General features: G+C 40.2%; 14 protein-coding genes, 9 tRNA genes, 2 pseudogenes, 1 riboswitch and 1 other annotated feature. Of the genes and pseudogenes, 8 read left to right on the top strand and 17 right to left on the bottom strand.

What is annotated here, in order from left to right; genetic code table 11:
- Positions 1–119 precede the first annotated feature (119 nt).
- The 6 genes and pseudogenes from BMX26_RS06080 to BMX26_RS06060 all read left to right on the top strand — a co-directional run.
- A pseudogene (locus tag BMX26_RS06080) lies at positions 120–257 on the top strand (transposase); the annotation flags it as partial.
- 22 nt (positions 258–279) lie between these two features.
- Positions 280–537: a LysR family transcriptional regulator gene (locus tag BMX26_RS09760; RefSeq protein WP_412771407.1), complete on the top strand. Its 258-nt coding sequence runs from the start codon at positions 280–282 to the stop codon at positions 535–537.
- A gap of 75 nt (positions 538–612) precedes the next feature.
- Positions 613–825, top strand: a pseudogene (locus BMX26_RS09895) (LysR substrate-binding domain-containing protein); the annotation flags it as partial.
- The gene (locus tag BMX26_RS06070) at positions 791–1,081 is read left to right on the top strand and encodes a hypothetical protein (RefSeq protein ID WP_075530561.1); all 291 of its coding nucleotides are present in this window, start codon (positions 791–793) and stop codon (positions 1,079–1,081) included. The pseudogene BMX26_RS09895 and the gene BMX26_RS06070, both read left to right, overlap by 35 nt.
- 19 nt (positions 1,082–1,100) lie before the next feature.
- Entirely contained in the window at positions 1,101–1,754 is a 654-nt protein-coding gene (locus BMX26_RS06065; protein ID WP_075530560.1) for an NAD(P)H-binding protein, read from the top strand.
- Positions 1,755–1,808: 54 nt separating this feature from the next.
- Positions 1,809–2,126 carry a hypothetical protein gene (locus BMX26_RS06060; protein ID WP_075530645.1) on the top strand — a complete coding sequence of 106 codons (318 nt, stop codon included), beginning with the start codon at positions 1,809–1,811 and terminating at the stop codon, positions 2,124–2,126.
- 13 nt (positions 2,127–2,139) lie between these two features.
- Here the strand turns inward: BMX26_RS06060 and BMX26_RS06055 are convergent, their stop codons facing one another.
- The 6 genes from BMX26_RS06055 to BMX26_RS06030 form a co-directional block, all read right to left on the bottom strand.
- A complete protein-coding gene (locus tag BMX26_RS06055; RefSeq protein WP_075530559.1) occupies positions 2,140–2,856 on the bottom strand; it encodes a pseudouridine synthase in 717 nt (238 codons plus the stop codon).
- Complete coding sequence (locus tag BMX26_RS06050; RefSeq protein WP_075530558.1) at positions 2,843–4,192, bottom strand: amino acid permease; 1,350 nt, start codon at positions 4,190–4,192, stop codon at positions 2,843–2,845. The genes BMX26_RS06055 and BMX26_RS06050 overlap by 14 nt, the downstream gene beginning before the upstream one ends.
- Before the next feature lie 328 nt (positions 4,193–4,520).
- Positions 4,521–4,748: a hypothetical protein gene (locus tag BMX26_RS06045; protein ID WP_075530557.1), complete on the bottom strand. Its 228-nt coding sequence runs from the start codon at positions 4,746–4,748 to the stop codon at positions 4,521–4,523.
- Positions 4,749–4,927: 179 nt separating this feature from the next.
- The gene (gene leuS, locus BMX26_RS06040) at positions 4,928–7,342 is read right to left on the bottom strand and encodes a leucine--tRNA ligase (protein ID WP_075530556.1); all 2,415 of its coding nucleotides are present in this window, start codon (positions 7,340–7,342) and stop codon (positions 4,928–4,930) included.
- Between the two features lie 62 nt (positions 7,343–7,404).
- Positions 7,405–7,605, bottom strand: a binding site (T-box leader).
- 45 nt (positions 7,606–7,650) lie between these two features.
- Positions 7,651–9,678, bottom strand: coding sequence for a muramidase family protein (locus BMX26_RS06035; protein ID WP_075530555.1), 2,028 nt, complete (start codon positions 9,676–9,678; stop codon positions 7,651–7,653).
- A gap of 169 nt (positions 9,679–9,847) precedes the next feature.
- Entirely contained in the window at positions 9,848–10,087 is a 240-nt protein-coding gene (locus tag BMX26_RS06030; RefSeq protein ID WP_075530554.1) for a hypothetical protein, read from the bottom strand.
- A gap of 81 nt (positions 10,088–10,168) precedes the next feature.
- Here BMX26_RS06030 and BMX26_RS06025 point away from each other — a divergent pair, with 81 nt between their 5' ends.
- The gene (locus BMX26_RS06025) at positions 10,169–10,957 is read left to right on the top strand and encodes an ATP-binding protein (protein ID WP_173648120.1); all 789 of its coding nucleotides are present in this window, start codon (positions 10,169–10,171) and stop codon (positions 10,955–10,957) included.
- A 29-nt stretch (positions 10,958–10,986) separates the two neighbouring features.
- On the opposite strand, the gene BMX26_RS06020 is transcribed toward BMX26_RS06025, so the two are convergent.
- Together BMX26_RS06020 and metK are read right to left on the bottom strand one after the other, a co-directional pair.
- The gene (locus BMX26_RS06020; RefSeq protein ID WP_075530552.1) at positions 10,987–12,168 is read right to left on the bottom strand and encodes a hypothetical protein; all 1,182 of its coding nucleotides are present in this window, start codon (positions 12,166–12,168) and stop codon (positions 10,987–10,989) included.
- Between the two features lie 69 nt (positions 12,169–12,237).
- A complete protein-coding gene (gene metK / locus BMX26_RS06015) occupies positions 12,238–13,431 on the bottom strand; it encodes a methionine adenosyltransferase (protein WP_075530551.1) in 1,194 nt (397 codons plus the stop codon).
- Positions 13,429–13,514: riboswitch (SMK box riboswitch) on the bottom strand. (Overlaps the previous gene by 3 nt.)
- A 40-nt stretch (positions 13,515–13,554) precedes the next feature.
- Between metK and BMX26_RS06010 the strand changes: the two genes are divergently transcribed.
- Positions 13,555–15,540 carry an elongation factor G gene (locus BMX26_RS06010; protein ID WP_412771406.1) on the top strand — a complete coding sequence of 662 codons (1,986 nt, stop codon included), beginning with the start codon at positions 13,555–13,557 and terminating at the stop codon, positions 15,538–15,540.
- Positions 15,541–15,627: 87 nt separating this feature from the next.
- Here the strand turns inward: BMX26_RS06010 and BMX26_RS06005 are convergent.
- From BMX26_RS06005 to BMX26_RS05965, 9 genes are all read right to left on the bottom strand, one after another.
- Positions 15,628–15,712 (bottom strand) — tRNA-Leu (locus BMX26_RS06005).
- Between the two features lie 22 nt (positions 15,713–15,734).
- Positions 15,735–15,807 (bottom strand) — tRNA-His (locus BMX26_RS06000).
- Between the two features lie 13 nt (positions 15,808–15,820).
- A tRNA-Val gene (locus BMX26_RS05995) sits at positions 15,821–15,893 on the bottom strand.
- Positions 15,894–15,933: 40 nt separating this feature from the next.
- A tRNA-Asp gene (locus BMX26_RS05990) sits at positions 15,934–16,006 on the bottom strand.
- A gap of 2 nt (positions 16,007–16,008) precedes the next feature.
- Positions 16,009–16,082: transfer RNA gene (locus BMX26_RS05985), tRNA-Met, on the bottom strand.
- Positions 16,083–16,099: 17 nt separating this feature from the next.
- Positions 16,100–16,189, bottom strand: a tRNA-Ser gene (locus BMX26_RS05980).
- A gap of 38 nt (positions 16,190–16,227) precedes the next feature.
- Positions 16,228–16,301 (bottom strand) — tRNA-Ile (locus tag BMX26_RS05975).
- Positions 16,302–16,322: 21 nt separating this feature from the next.
- Positions 16,323–16,396: transfer RNA gene (locus BMX26_RS05970), tRNA-Met, on the bottom strand.
- A 21-nt stretch (positions 16,397–16,417) separates the two neighbouring features.
- Positions 16,418–16,491 (bottom strand) — tRNA-Pro (locus BMX26_RS05965).
- Position 16,492: the final 1 nt, after the last annotated feature.

Genomic DNA, 16,492 nt, shown 5'->3' with positions numbered 1-16,492 from the left:
TTACTTGCTTTTAATTTAGGATAATCCCTTAATTTTACATGTTTTTCTGGGTGTAAGCCCCATTCCCTAATGTTTAAGGCTACGTTATAATCCCTATCCACTTCTTTGCCAGTATATGTGGACATTTGTGGTCGCCTAGTTATTATATGGGTACTTTAGGTGATATGAGTAAAGAAGTTGTAGAAAAATATATTGAATCGCAGTATACAGAAGCTATGAGAAGGCAACTTAAAGGCTATTATGGTAAAAATAGATAAGACAGTTTGGCGGGCTTGACCCCTGATTAAAATCAGAGGTCAAGCCCGTTTTATAATCAAAGCTCTTGAAAATGAACTGGGGTTCACTATTTTTGACCGCACCAATAAAAAAGTTTTCCTCACGCAGGCTGGTGAACAATTCTGCCACGGTCTGAAACAGGTTAACGAAGCTTTGCTTTTTTTAATCGAGCAGTGCCAAAATTTTGCCAATAACTATCAAAAGCAAATTAAAATTAGCACCATAACGGACAGCTTTACTCAAACTGCCTTTAGCAATTGAAAATTTCAGTCACAAATCCCCTGATGTTTTTATCGGTCCGCTTTTTGCTAATGGCCCAATCGTTTAGATGACTTCTTAACCGGAAAATCTGATATAATCTTTGTTAGAGGCCAAGAACTTGGAGGCGTTAGTAATCTAAATACCTATCCGCTCTATGATAGCCGTTTAAAATTAGTTACCCGCGCTGATGACCCGCTAGCCAGGAAATCAACCGCCTATTTGGAGGATTTAAAGGGACGCACCCTCTTGGTCGGTGGCAAAAGTCCTAAAGTTGCGCAAGGTGCATAGCGATATCGCTGCTAAACTTCAGCTTAAAACGCTCAACAGCCGCAATCACGAAACAACCTTGACTGATATTGCTGCTAAAAGAGGGCTTTGTTTAATGCCTGATATCTACGAAGATGATGATCCTCACTTTGCTTGGCTTGAATTCGATTATCCCATCTCTTTTCCCTGCTTTTTATGCACCCATGCTGATTGCAATTCTTTGGTGACGGAATTTGTCCAAGAAATTAGACAGCTTTATTTAAAAAATAATGCTTAACTAGAAAGGAAGTCTTTTCATGATTAAATTAGGAATTATCGGAGCTTCTGGGAAAGCCGGCAGTGCGCTTTTTAAAAAAGCTGCCGCCGACAGTGAATTTGAAGTAACAGCTTTTGTCAGAGATGAAAAAAAGGCCCGCACCATTTTAGGCCCTAAAGCTCATTTAGTGGTCAAAGACGCCTTTGATCTAACCAAAGATGATTTAAAAGGACAAGACGTCATTGTCGATGCATTTGCGACCGCACCGCAAATGGCTTATTTACATGTTGACTTAGCCACTAAACTCATTGCACTTTTCCGTAATGAAAAACAGCGCCTGGTATTTATTTTAGGTGCTGGCAGCCTTAAGACCGGCGAAGATCAGCATCTTTTTGTCGAAGATATCAAGAAAATGCCTGGTGCTGACAGCTGGGTCGAAATCCCTAAAAATCAGCTATTAGAACTGAATTTCTTAAAAGATGTCGTCAATGTTGATTGGGTCGGCGTTTCGCCTGGGGCTGAATTTAAACTTGGTCCAGCAGCTCAAAATACTTTGTATGGCCAAGACGACCTATTATTTAACGACCACGGTGCATCATTTACAACCTATGACACCATGGCCAATGTTTTAATTGAAGAAATTAAACACCCTAAACACCACCAAATACGTTTTACTGTTATCAACAATGATTAGAAAAGAGTTTAAACCGTGAACCGTTATGTTAAACCCCAATCCGTCCATGAAGCGATGGAGCTTATTCAAAAATTATTCAACCAATACCGTCATGCTCCTTTGACTAAAGAACTTATGGCCTACCACCAAAATCTGGCAACTCGTTTGCAAACTGATATTTGGCGCGAAGCTTTAAGAGAAAATAATCAAAAGCAATTAGCTGATTTAGCGGAAATGATTGTGGCCATGCAAACTTGGACACAAACACGAATGTCAGGTCGTCCTTTTGAAGGCAAAATGAAGCATTTTAGAATTACGACGCCTGGTGTTTCCATCAAACAGCACGTCCATAAAATTAAAGGCAGCCACAATTACCGCACACCTAAACATTAAAAAAGGGCAGGTTTTACCTGCCTTTTAATTTAGCTATTTCACTTTCAGTCAATGGGCGATATTCGCCTGGCTTAAGGGTTGGATCAAGGGTTAAAGCTCCCATCTTAATCCGCTTCAATGCAACAACTTTTTTACCCCGGCTGGCAACCATCCGCTTTACTTGATGGTATTTGCCTTCCGTAATCGTAATTAAAACCTCTGAATATGCCTCTTTTTCATCTGCCGCCAAAATTTCTAAATGAGCTGGCTTCGTAACTTCGCCGTTTTTGAGGGTCAACGGATGCAAAAAAGCGTCCGCATCAGCCTTCGTCATCACACCGCTGATTTTAGCCCAGTAAGTTTTAGCGACATGCTTTTTAGGCGCTAATAAGTCATGCGCCAATTGGCCATCATTAGTTAATAATAGTAAACCAGTTGTGTCTTTATCAAGGCGTCCGACAGGGGCTAAGTCTTTTACATAGTCACTTGGTTTGATTAAATCCAAAACTGTGCGCTGACTTTGATCTTTAGTCGCCGTAATCACATTTTGCGGCTTATATAACAAGTAATACACTAAGCCTTTGAGTTTCAGCGGCTTTTGTGCCGCAAAAATCTGGTCTGTGCTGATAACTTGTCTTTTAGGAGAAGTCTCGACCTCCCCGTTGACGGTTATTTGCTTATCTTTCAACCATTTTTTAACTTCACTGCGGCTGCCTAAACCAGCTTCAGCTAAAAATTTATCTAATCTCATGTTTTCTTCCTACTATTAATTTTTGAAGCACTGCCAAAGCTATAAACCATAGCACTGCAAAAGCCAGTGACATTAACGTGCTTTGGGCAAAAGCTAACAATACTAATACTAACAAAAAAAAGCTGATGGTAACAATATCTGAGGCTGGAAAGAACGGCATCAAAAATATTCCGTCCTGGTTTTGATGCTGACATTTATAGCGGTAATGGCAGACCAGTAAAATAATCCACACAAATACAAAACTAACCGTGGCCACCCCTGAAATTACTTCAAAAATGACCGCCGGCAAAAAGTAGTTCAAAACCACCGCTAAAAACAATGTTCCCGCTGAAAAAATCAGTGCATTCACAGGTACACTGCGGTTGTTGATTTTAGCCAATTTTACTGATGCCTGCTGATTATTAGCTAAGACAAATACCGTCCGGCTGGTACTGAAAATGGCACTATTGCAAGCTGACAAAGCAGCTGTCAAAACAACAAAATTGATGATTCCAGCAGCCATTTTAATGCCAATCCCGCTAAAAACCTGCACAAAAGGACTGGAAGACGTTGTAATTTGATTCCACGGATAAATGCACATCAAGACAAACATCGATCCCACATAAAAAAGGCCAATGCGCAGCGGTAAAGTATTGATGGCTCGTGGCAAATCAGCTTTAGGATTGGCCGTTTCGCCCGAGGTCAGCCCCACCATTTCAATCCCAGTAAAAGCAAAAATAACCATAGGAAAAGCCGCCATTAATCCGCCGATACCTTGTGGAAAAAAGCCCCCATAATTAACCAGGTTAGCTAAAACAACCTGGTGTCCGCCCACATTTGCTTTTACTACCAATAAAAATAAACCGGTCACAATCAAGGCTAAAATCGCCAAAACTTTAATACTGGAAAACCAGCTTTCAAGTTCGCCAAAAGCTCCTACACTCAGCAAGTTAAAGGCTAACAGCAATAAGACAATTACTAAAGCCGTCACCCATTGGGGTAGATTGGGAAACCAGTAACGCAAATAAATCCCGCTGGCGGTTAAATCGGCCATCGCTAATGATTCCCAGCAAAGCCAATAGGTCCAGCCCACAATAAATTCCCAGCGTACTCCTAAATATTCCCGCACAAATTCAATAAATGATGTCTTGTTTAAATCCGATAAAATCAGTTCACCAATAGCCCGCATCATAAAAAAGCAGAACAGACCGGCAATTAAATAGGCCAAAATAATGGCTGGTCCTGCCTTTTGAATAGCTGATCCAGAACCTAAAAAAAGCCCCGTTCCAATAGCGCCGCCAATGGCAATCATTTGCACATGACGGTGGGTCAAAGCCCTTGATAATTCACTCTTCACAAAAAAATCCTCCTCTTTACACTTGCAAAGATAAATTTTAAGGGAATTTTTGCATAAAAGCAAGCTAACAAAAAGCAGCAAACATTGTTTGCTGCTTTTTTTCATGCTTCAATTAATTTAGCTTCTTTGATCAAAAGAGCCATTTTCTTTAGTCGTATTTAAATTAAAAAAATTCCAGTCATAAGCCTCCGTCCCAGATTTGTATGCCGCAAATAGCATCTAAAGGCAATCATCTCATTAGCACTGGCATTGTGTGGATTAATTTGATTAATGTGCACCTTGTTATCATATACTTTACCGTCTTGACCAACCCCGGTAATCTCAATAATCAGATCTTATCTGTTGACTCCGCACCATTTTGAAAATCATAATGTTCTCCCGTTGCAACCCTATTTCTAAAGACGTAAAAGAATTTGAATATTTTGCCTTCCGAAACAGCCTTAATATCTTCACTGGCATCCATGTAGCCGGCATATGTTTCTTTATATGCTTTTGTACTAGGGCTATATATTGCTAAAGCCTGCTTTTGACTACCTGCACTTATTTTATTAACCATTTTTATCCCTCCCTAAGATAAAACGCTATCATCTCAATAGTAAAAGCTATTTTTTAGAATAAACTCTAAATTGTTTAATTAAAGAATAGGTTATTATAATATTTAAATCTATATTTTTTATTTAGAAAAGCCATTTCATTTAACAAAAAAGCAGAATCCTAAAGATTCTGCTTCTGCGGTTATTTAACAACAATGTTTACTAATTTGCCTGGAATAGCAATCACTTTAATCACATTCTTGCCTGCTAACAATTCGGCAATATGACTATCAGCTAAAGCTTGTTTTTCTAAATCTTCTTTATTGATATCCTTAGCCACTGTTAAATGTTGGCGTACCTTGCCGTTAATTTGAACGACAATTTCAACTTCGCTTTCAACGAGCTTGCTTTCATCATATTCAGGCCACTTGACATAAGCAATGCTGCCAACATGTCCCAGCTTGGTCCACAATTCTTCGGCAATATGCGGTACCAGTGGTGCTAACAATTTAACAAAGCCTTCCATGTATTCGAGTGGCAAGGAATCAGCCTTATAGCAATCATTAACAAAGACCATTAATTGTGAAATAGCTGTGTTAAAGTGCATCTTGCTAAAGTCTTCACTGACCTTCTTGACCGTTTGGTTATAGACCTTATCCAACTTACCTTCATTGATAGTTGTAATTCGATCTCTGAGATTTCCTTCTTCGTCAATAAGCAAATTCCAAATCCGGTTAATAAAGCGGTATGACCCGTTTAAGCCATCTTCACTCCATGGTTTAGAAGCTTCCAAAGGTCCCATGAACATTTCATATAAGCGCAAGGTATCTGCACCATATTGTTCCACAATGTCATCAGGATTAATAACATTGCCCTTTGATTTAGACATCTTTTCATGGTTGTTACCTAAAATCATCCCTTGGTTAACCAACTTTTGGAATGGTTCTTTGGTTGGCACAACGCCTAAATCATACAAGAATTTGTGCCAGAAACGTGCATAAAGCAAGTGCAAAACAGCATGTTCAGCCCCGCCGATATAAAGGTCAACCGGCAACCAAGCCTTTAACTTGTGGTAATCAGCCAAAGCTTGGGTATTATGCGGATCAACATAGCGCAAGAAATACCAAGAAGAGCCTGCCCATTGAGGCATGGTATTGGTTTCACGCTTGCCTTTGCGACCATTTTTATCAACCACATTTACCCAATCAGTTAAGTTGGCTAAAGGACTTTCACCTGTTCCTGATGGCTTAATGTCATCTGCCTTTGGCAAACGTAATGGCAGTTCTTCTTCTGGAACCAATGTGGTTTCACCATCTTCCCAATGAATAACAGGAATTGGTTCGCCCCAGTAGCGTTGCCGTGAGAAAGTCCAGTCTCTTAAGCGATAGTTGACTTTCTTTTGACCTACGCCTTTTTCTTCCAGCCAAGAAAGCATCTTTTCAATGGCTTCTTCTTTATTTAAGCCATCCAAGAAACCGGAATTGATATGCTTGCCGTCGCCAGTGTAAGCTTCTTGTGTCACATCGCCGCCTTCGATAACAGGTGTAATGTTCAAACCAAAAGTCTTAGCAAATTCATAATCGCGTTCATCATGAGCTGGAACCACCATAATAGCACCTGTACCATATGATGCTAAAACATAATCCCCAATCCAAATTGGTAATTTTTCACCATTAACAGGATTAATTGCATATGCACCCGTAAAGACCCCGGTTTTTTCTTTAGCCAAGTCAGTTCTTTCAAGGTCAGATTTATGGGAAACTTCATCGATATAAGCTTCAACCGCATCTTTTTGGGCTGGCGTTGTTAATTGAGCTACCAATTCATGTTCCGGTGCTAAAACCAAGACAGAAGCACCAAATAAGGTATCAGGACGGGTCGTGAAGACTTCAATATCTAATGGTGTCTTAGAATCAGTCTTAAAGTGAACCGAGGCACCCACAGAACGTCCAATCCAGTTTCTTTGCTGTTCCTTGATTGCTTCAGGCCAATCAAGATCATCAAGGTCATCAATTAACCGGTCGGCATAAGCTGTAATCCGCAAAACCCATTGCCGCATTGGCTTTCTGATAACAGGAAAACCGCCACGTTCGGTTTTGCCATCAATAACTTCTTCATTAGCCACAACCGTGCCAAGATCGGGACTCCAGTTAACCGGAATTTCAGCTTCATAAGCCAAACCGCGTTTATAGAGTTGTTCAAAAATCCATTGGGTCCACTTGTAATAAGCTGGATCAGTGGTATTTACTTCGCGGTCCCAGTCGTAAGACAAGCCTAAAGACTTGATTTGACGCCGGAAATTGTTGATATTTTTCTTGGTGAATTCACGAGGAGAATTACCTGTCTTCAAAGCATATTGTTCAGCTGGCAAACCAAAGGCATCCCAACCCATTGGGTGTAAAACATTGTAGCCTTGCATCCGCTTCATCCGTGAAATAATATCGGTTGCAGTATATCCTTCCGGGTGTCCCACGTGGAGTCCTTGTCCAGATGGGTATGGGAACATATCCAAGGCATAATAATTTTTCTTAGCCGGATCTTCAGTTGTTTTGAAGGTTTTGTGTTCTTCCCAATAGTGTTGCCACTTTTTTTCAATTGCTTTGTGATCGTAAGCCATTGTGAAACTTCCTTTCTGGTATCTAAAAGTAATAAAAAAATCCCATACAAAGCCTAAGCTTCATATAGGACGAGTTATCGCGGTACCACCTATGTTCCAGCAACTTGCTGACACTTTAACTCATAACGGGAGTACCGTCTTTGCCTACTCTTTTCAGCAAAGAACTCAAAGGCGAGTTCAAAAACACTAGCTTAATGCTTCCACCATCCGCATCTTCTCTTAAAAGCCGAATGCCTCTTACTATTCCTTCTTAGCGTTCGAATATTGCTTTAATCTTAGCAAAAAGTCACCTTAATTTCAAGTCTTGCCTAGCTTAATTTCAAGCTTTGACCGACATAAATCATGTCGCTAGTCAAATGGTTCAAACTCTTTAAACGGTTAACTGTCGTATTATGGTTAGCAGCAATCCGCCACAGACTGTCGCCTGATTTGACCGTGTAAGTACTGCTGGAATTAGATTTAGACGCCTTTTTAGTTGCAGTCTTGGTTGCGGTGCTGGTTTTTTGAACCTTGAGTTTTTGCCCTACATAAATGGTGTTAGAAGACAGGCCATTGAGTTGTTTTAACTTAGCCACGGTTAAACCATATTTATTGGCAATAGCCCATAAACTGTCGCCTGATTTGACCGTATAGCTGCTTGAGCTGGTCGTTGTTGTGGTCGTCTTCGTGCTTGTCTTTTTAGCTGCTGATGTTTTGACAACCGGGGTCTTCGCCGTTGTGGTCTGAGCTTTAACAGCAGTGTTTAAAGTTAATTTTTGCCCCACAAAAATCAAGTCGCTAGTTAAATGGTTTAAGCTCTTCAACGTAGCCACGCTCATATTGTGATTAGTGGCAATCTTCCATAAACTATCACCGGATTTAACCGTATAGGTACTATTGGTCTTAGAGCTGGTCGTTTTGGCCGCTGCTTTTGTTTGCGTCTTTTTAGCAGTCGTTGTTTGAGCTTGCTTTTGGACCGTTGACGTCGTCTTTTTAATGATTAATTTTTGACCAGGATGAATTGTATTTGATGACAAATTATTCCAAGACTTCAAATTATTCACACTGCAGCCATATTTAGTAGCAATAGCCCACAAGCTGTCCCCGGATTTGACGGTATAAGTATTGCTACTCGTTGCTGTAGAAGTTGTCGTAGCAGCTTTCGTAGTCGTCGCAGACGTCTTAGTTTGCGTCATCGTTTTGCTTTGACTGGCACTTGAACTGGTTCCTGCTACTTTTAACGTTTGCCCTACGTAAATGGTATCAGTTGACAAATTATTCAAAGCTTTTAATGTAGCTACCGAAATCCCATATTTAGTAGCAATTTTCCACAAGGTATCGCCTGAAACAACCTTATAAGTGCCAGTCGCCTTCACCGTTGTGCTGGCGGTATTGGTTGTATTTGTATAACTGGTAGGAATAGTTGCAGCAGAAGAAGTACTGCTGTCATATTGCGTCAAATTATAGGTCTTAATCATTGTGATTAATTTGCTGGCATAGCTGGGATCAGTAGCATAAGAGCCGTAAACACCCTTACTCAAATTTTGCGCTGCCACGGCATAACTTGAAGCATTAGCCTTGGTTGATTTAGGAAAATTATTACAAATCAAGGTTGCATAAGCATTTAATGATTCCTGCGCACTGGAATAACGTTGGAACCGGGCCGTGACTGTGTGATAAGCACCACTATAATATTCTTGCGTGGATAAACTGATATAAGCGCCTGAACCATTCCATTTGATTCCAAAATAGTTATTTGCTGCTGTTGACAAATAACTGCCACCCCAGCCGCTTTCAAGGGCTGCTTGAGCAATCATCACCGATGCGTAAATACCGCGGCTGGCAGCGACTTGCCGCGCTGCTTGTCCAATTGTATTTAAAAAGCTTTGGACATTACTAGAATAAGAACTAGTTGACTTAGCCAAACTGGTTGATAAAATTGTTTGGGTTTTTTGCAGCGTAGCCTGATTAGTTGTGGCCGTTTTAAAAGTCGAAGTTGTGACGCTTTGTGAATTTTGGCTCGTTGAACTTTGCGATGTGCTAGCCTGACTGGTTGAGCTTTGGCTGGTTGAATTTTGTGATGCACTGGTTTGACCGGCTGCCTGTCTTTGCGTCTGCCCAACGGTTGTATTTTGACTTGAAGTTGTACTGCTTTGCGATGCTTCTTCAGCTTGTGAATTATTTTGATTTACTTGGACAGTATCGGCTTGAACTTTATCTTTATTTTCCAGCATAAAACCAGCTGTTCCCATTAAGACGGTGGTTCCAAGATAAGTTGTTGCCTTTTTAACAGATTTAATATTTTGCAGCGCCTGCTCTTTTTTTTGCGCTTTAATCCGGTCTTTTCTCTTCATCATTACAGTTCCACCTCGATTGTTAATTATTTATACAGAATAATTATAACAAACAATTCTTACGTAAAGGTTAATAACTTTACTAAAAAATAGATATTACTATTTTCTTCTTATTTATTTCAATTTTCAGCAAAAAAAGGCTTTGGCTAACCAGCCAAAGTCTTTTCATTTATTATTTTGTAAAACGGCGACGATAAATATAAGCTGCCAATACTTCAAGTGCAACTACAACGATACCGGCAATGACATCAAAGGTAACCACTGTCTTTTGCCATGGAAGCATGTTGCCTTGCTTATTATCCTTGGAATATTCACGTGAGTTTACAATTGTGTACATAATATCGTGGCAAGCTTTACGCATGTTCTTAACTGTTGTGGCATCTTTCTTAGTGATATATGGTGCATCAATCAAACCAAAGCAGCTAAATATGCCTTTTTAACTGTCACGAATAAAAATGCGTTAAATCTAACCTTGATTGCCAGCATGATTTTTTTGGTCAGCAACCTGGGCTTTTTAGGTACGCATACTCCCTTACAATTTGGCGGTTCTCCCGCTATTTTTACCATGCGGACTTTTGTTGATTTATGCGGTTTGCTACTCATTGAGCTCTATGAAAACCAGCATTATGACCACTACCTGCAACACGATTTAACGCTGATGAACAATATGGTCCAATCACAATATGATCAATATCTGGCTTATCAGGAAAGTGTAGCTTTAGTTAACCAGCGCTTCCATGATTTAAAGCATCAATTAGATACGATTGAGTTGGAAGAAGATTCCACTAAGCGCAAAGCTTATATTGAAAAAATCAGAGCTGATATCAGTCAATTTAAAGCCGACGTCCATACCGACAACCCTATTTTAGATGTCATCTTAACCCGCAAGAATGCATACTGTATTGCGCATCAGATTGATTTCACCTGTATTGCCGACGGTAAATTGCTAAATAAAATTGACACCATGGATTTGTGCAGCTTAGTCGGCAATGCTTTAGATAATGCTATTGAATCCGCCGAAAAAATATCGGATACTAAAAAAAGGCTTATCAAATTGCGCTTGACCCAAAAAGCTGGTTTTATCGTTTTTACGGTTGATAATTATACTGAAGCTCAAATTGAACTCACAGCTGAAAATTTACCTAAAACTACTAAAAAAGATGCCCTATCACATGGGTACGGTCTCAAGAGCATCCAAAGAATTACAGCTAAATACGCCGGTACCATGACCATTAAAAATAATAACCATTGGTTTTCCTTGCGCATTTTACTGCCGCAATAAAAAAGGTATGATGTTTAATCATACCTTTTTTATTTAGCTTCTTCACCAAAAACTTGGTAAACATCGTCTAAACTGTCCATATTAAAATCATTTAAAAACTGCTTTTGCAAATCATGCGGCAAATTAGTATAAATTGCCATAAAATCAGCTAAAGTTGGCGTAGAAAAATCAGTCGCTGTACCATCATCTTTTTCTTTAGTCCAAAGCAAAGCTTCTTTTAAACAAGAAACAACCTTGTCATAATCGCTTTTTTTAATCATGCCCGTCCGTGACATGAAGTGGTATAAATCATCCAAAGCCTGTGCAATTTCATTTTTTTCCTGCGCAATTTGTTGAAAATCTTTTTGGGAAGTCATGGCCGTGTAGTAATACTGCATGAGGTAATCGCCAATTTCAAATAAATTACTGCTTGGTGTTTCAATCTTAGTGGCTAAAAGATAATCGTTAATGAATTTGGCCACAATTTTGACTTCATAATTAGCCGATTTGTCACTTAACTTACGTTTTTGCTTTAAAATCTTACTTAATTGATCCAATAAGCGATAGTTATTAGCCAAGATTTGCTTACGAATTTTCCTAAAGTTGGGATCTTCTTTGCCTAACAAATAAAATTCATTCCACTGCTGGTAATCAGCAAAATCTGCCTTCAAATCAACATAGGCTGGCACCTTTTTTTGCGTATTAGCCTTCATTTCCAACCGATAAGCCTGTTCACAAAAGTAATCAAAGCCACCTCCCACGGCATGTGGCTGGTTAGCATAAGTTAGAACTGCAGAATATTCAACTAAAGCTTGGAAATGGTTAGGCAATTTTAAAGCCTCTTTAAATCTTTGGGTTTCTAGTTCATGAAGATCAAGCTCAAACACAAAGTCTTGTTCTAATGTTGGAGTGACGTTATTGCCAGCAAACATACTTTCATAATAAAGGTTCCGTTGTGCACCAAAGACTTGTAATTCATGCAATACATTTGATAACAGCTTTCTGATTTGCATATTTTGTTCGTCAAAAACTAAAACAAAGCCTATTTCCGCTTGAATCAAAAAGTAAAGCTTGTTTCCAGCGACAATTTTACTTTGCAAATGCCATTCATCCATTAAAGGCTTGCTTTTTTTACGCATATTGCTCAAATAAGCTGTTTGCGTTGGCTCTGTTTGGCCTAAAGCAATTTTGTCTGCTACCTTCATTAATTTTTGATCAGCATAAAGTTTCATTCTTATCTCACCATCATTTTCTTTGTAATAAAAAAGGGGCTGTTGTTATAACAGCCCCTAAAAATACTTCTAGTCTAAATTAAGTGCCTTTTTCAAAGCAGCAACTTTGTCCGTCTTTTCCCATGTAAAATCAGGATCATTCCGTCCAAAGTGACCATAAGCAGCCGTCTTTTTGTAAATAGGACGGCGTAAATCAAGCATTTGGATAATACCTGCTGGACGCAAATCAAAACATTCACGGATAGCTTTAACTAAGGCTTCATCGCTTACTTTCGATTTGCCAAAGGTATTAACCGATACAGAGACAGGTTGTGCAACCCCAATTGCATAAGCAATTTGAACTTCCACTTGCGGAGCAATTTCAGCTGCAACAATATTCTTAGCAATATAACGCGCAGCATAGCTAGCTGAGCGGTCAACTTTGGTAGCATCTTTACCAGAAAAAGCACCGCCACCATGATGACCAAAACCACCATACGTATCCACAATGATTTTACGTCCTGTCAAGCCGGCATCACCTTGGGGACCGCCAATTACAAAACGTCCAGTTGGATTAATGAAGTATTTGGTCTGATTATCAAGCCATTTAGCAGGAATGACCTGCTTAATAACTTCTTCTTTAATATCTTTTCTGATTTGCTCTAAAGACACTTCAGGTAAATGCTGGGTCGATAAAACGACCGTATCAACCCGTAGCGGCTGATTATTTTCATCATATTCAACCGTAACTTGTGCTTTAGCATCTGGACCCAAATAAGCTAATTTTCCACTCTTGCGAACTTCGGCAGTTTTACGCATCAAACGATGGCTTAAAGCAAGTGGCAGCGGCATCAATTCTGGTGTTTCATTGATGGCATAGCCAAACATTAATCCTTGATCGCCGGCACCAATTTGGTCAAGCGGATCTTTATCGCCACTCTTGGTCTCAACTGAGTTGTCAACCCCTAAGGCGATATCGGCCGACTGTTCATCGATAGCCGTTAAAACAGCACAGTTGTCACCGTCAAAGCCGAATTTGCCATCGGTATAGCCAATTTCCTTAATCGTATTGCGCACAACTTTTTGAATATCAACATATGCACTCGTTGAAATTTCACCTACAACCATAACTAAACCGGTAGTAACGGTTGTTTCAGCTGCTACACGTGCATATGGATCTTGCTCTAACAAAGCGTCTAAAATTGCATCACTAATTTGATCGGCAATTTTATCCGGATGTCCTTCTGAAACTGATTCTGATGTGAATAAATGTCTTTCTGACATAATAATTCCCCCATATTATAAATTTGTGGTTACAAGGCATCTTCACTGCAAGTGAATCCTATCGGGAATGAATTGTAACACCACTAGTGATTGTAACACAAAAATTCTAAAAGGTAAAAATAGTTGAAAAAAAGCACTAAATTATCGTCTTTGTTTCAAAGTTTTTCAACCTTTGATAAAATAGTGATGAAAGAAGGCGATTTTATCAAACAAATCATTGCTGGGATTGTAGCCAGTGTTGATGCTGGCAAAACAACCTTATCAGAAGCTTTAATGTATCAGGCCGGCAAATTAGCCCATCTCGGTCGCGTTGACAAGGGGGAAAGCTTCTTAGATACTACTCCTTTAGAAAAAAAGCGCGGTATTACAATTTTTTCACATCAAGCTAACTTGACTTTCAATAATTTGGCTTTAACTTTACTTGATACACCTGGTCACTTGGACTTTGCAATTCAGACTGAGGAAGTATTGAGCATCCTAGACTATGCCATTTTAGTCCTCTCCAGTAAGGACTTGGTGACCAACCAAAGTAAAAAAATTTGGCAACTTTTAACAAAATACCACGTTCCAACCTTTATTTTTGTTAATAAAATGGATTTGACACCCACCTCTAAAGATGAGCTTTTAAAGGTCATCAGCTCTGAATTAAATGCACCTCTAGTTGACTTTTCTAATGCTAACTTTAAAGAAGAAGCAGCTTATAAGTCTGAAATGCTTCTTGAAACTTATTTAGAAACCGAAACCATTACTGACCAGCAACTGCAAGCGGCCATTTTTAAGAGTGAGATTATTCCCTGCTATTTTGGTTCAGCCTTAAAAATGGATGGCATTAAAACTTTTTGCTCCGACTTAGCTGCTTGGACTAAGAACATTGCCCCCACGCCATCCTTTAGCGCTCGTGTGTTTAAAATTACCCATGAGAGCAAGGGTGAGCGTCTAACCTGGCTGCGACTATATGGCGGACAACTGAACGTGCGTGCCCAACTACTTGAAGGTCAAAAAATCAACCAAATCAGACTTTACGATGGTGAATCATTTAAAAATGTTTCGACATTTTCTCAAGGCGTTTGTGCAGTAACGGGCTTAACGGCCAGTTATAGCGGACAGGGACTAGGCGAGATAGCCGACTTAACCTTAACACAAGCACCCGTCATGACTTATCGGGTTAACACTAATGGAAATGATTTCTTCGAATGTTTAAAAGCATTTCAAGAATTAAATGATGAAGACCCAAGCTTAAATCTTTCTTGGTCGCAAGAATTGCAGGAACTATCACTGCAAGTAATGGGAAAAATGCAGCTTGACGTCTTGCAGGATATTTTGCATAATCGCTATCATTTAGACATTGATTTTGATCAGGGGTCGATTTTATACCAAGAAACGATTACTCAGCCAATTGAGGCAGTCGGACACTTCGAACCACTCAGGCATTATGCTGAAGTCCACCTGTTACTGGAACCTCTGCCACATGGTAGCGGCTTGCAATTTGCTAGCACTTGCAGTCTAGATGATTTAGCAATTAATTGGCAAAAACAGATTATTTCACACCTCAAAGCTAAAAAACACCGGGGCGTTTTAGGCGGATACCCTCTAACTGATGTAAAGATAACCCTGGTTACCGGAAAATCACACTTAAAACATACTGAGGGCGGTGATTTTTATCAAGCTAGCTGCCGGGCAGTACGTCAAGGTTTAATGGCGTTGCATGCTAAAAATGCTTGCGAACTTTTAGAACCTTGGTACCAATTTACACTTGAAACACCGCTAAATTTATTGGGAAAAGCCATGACTGACATCGTTCAACTGGGCGGGAGTGTCGATCAAACCTTGGACCAAACAATTAGCGGTAAAGTACCAGTCGCTACAATCCAAACTTATCTTGATACTTTTAGGGCTTATACCCATGGACAGGGTCAAATTGATTTAACTTTACTCGGTTACCTGCCTTGCCATGATCAAGATGTTTTGAAAAAACTTGCTTATCAACCTGAAAGTGATTTAGAGAATACCCCTCAATCAGTCTTTTGTGCTCATGGAGCAGGATTTACTGTTAACTGGCAAGATGTTCCCAAAATGATGCACTGTGCTTATGTTACGCCATATCACTAATAAAAGACGCTTAAAAGCGTCTTTTTATTTTTTATTGCTAAAATTTTATACAAAAAAAGCCCATGTTAACAACATGAGCTTAAAAAATACCGGTGATCGGGGTCGAACCGATACGTCCTCAACGGACACTGGATTTTGAGTCCAGCGCGTCTGCCAATTCCGCCACACCGGCATAAATTGTGCTTAAAAGCAAGGGCGGTAGGTGGGAATCGAACCCACGCGTGCCGGAGCCACAATCCGGTGCGTTAACCACTTCGCCACTACCGCCATCATCAAAAAATGGAGGATACAGGGCTCGAACCTGTGACCCTCTGCTTGTAAGGCAGACGCTCTCCCAACTGAGCTAATCCTCCAAAAAAGCTGCCCGAAAGCAGCCAAATTTAAAGTCACAAACGGTCCTAGCCGGATTTGAACCGGCGATCTCCTGCGTGACAGGCAGGCGTGATAACCCCTACACCATAGGACCAATTGCGGGAGCAGGATTTGAACCTACGACCTTCGGGTTATGAGCCCGACGAGCTACCAGACTGCTCCATCCCGCGATTATATTAAATTAAAAAGGAGGATAAGAGATTCGAACTCTTGCGTGGTTTTACCCACCTGACGGTTTTCAAGACCGTTCCCTTCAGCCAGACTTGGGTAATCCTCCATGAAAAATAAATTTCATACTTCAATCCATAAAACATATGGACCTTGTAGGACTCGAACCTACGACCGGACGGTTATGAGCCGTCTGCTCTAACCAACTGAGCTAAAGGTCCGAGACGTTAAGTACGAAAAAATCGCGGTGGAGGGGATCGAACCCCCGACCTCCCGGGTATGAACCGGACGCTCTAGCCAGCTGAGCTACGCCGCGATAGCTATTGGAATAATCCAATCGGGAAAACAGGATTCGAACCTGCGACCCCCTGGTCCCAAACCAGGTGCTCTACCAAACTGAGCTATTTCCCGA

The organism is Ligilactobacillus sp. WC1T17, from assembly GCA_900110005.1.
In the GTDB taxonomy this organism is placed as follows: Bacteria; Bacillota; Bacilli; order Lactobacillales; family Lactobacillaceae; genus Ligilactobacillus; species Ligilactobacillus ruminis_A.
This window is presented reverse-complemented; position numbering and strand designations above follow the sequence as displayed.

Bases quoted from the DNA above. Each gene is read 5' to 3' on its own strand.
- BMX26_RS06035 (WP_075530555.1), bottom strand. From the start codon at position 9,678: ATGATGAAGAGAAAAGACCGGATTAAAGCGCAAAAAAAAGAGCAGGCG.
- BMX26_RS06060 (WP_075530645.1), top strand. From the start codon at position 1,809: ATGGAGCTTATTCAAAAATTATTCAACCAATACCGTCATGCTCCTTTG.
- BMX26_RS06045 (WP_075530557.1), bottom strand. From the start codon at position 4,748: ATGGTTAATAAAATAAGTGCAGGTAGTCAAAAGCAGGCTTTAGCAATA.
- metK (WP_075530551.1), bottom strand. From the start codon at position 13,431: ATGTCAGAAAGACATTTATTCACATCAGAATCAGTTTCAGAAGGACAT.
- BMX26_RS06055 (WP_075530559.1), bottom strand. From the start codon at position 2,856: ATGAGATTAGATAAATTTTTAGCTGAAGCTGGTTTAGGCAGCCGCAGT.
- leuS (WP_075530556.1), bottom strand. From the start codon at position 7,342: ATGGCTTACGATCACAAAGCAATTGAAAAAAAGTGGCAACACTATTGG.
- BMX26_RS06020 (WP_075530552.1), bottom strand. From the start codon at position 12,168: ATGAAACTTTATGCTGATCAAAAATTAATGAAGGTAGCAGACAAAATT.
- BMX26_RS06065 (WP_075530560.1), top strand. From the start codon at position 1,101: ATGATTAAATTAGGAATTATCGGAGCTTCTGGGAAAGCCGGCAGTGCG.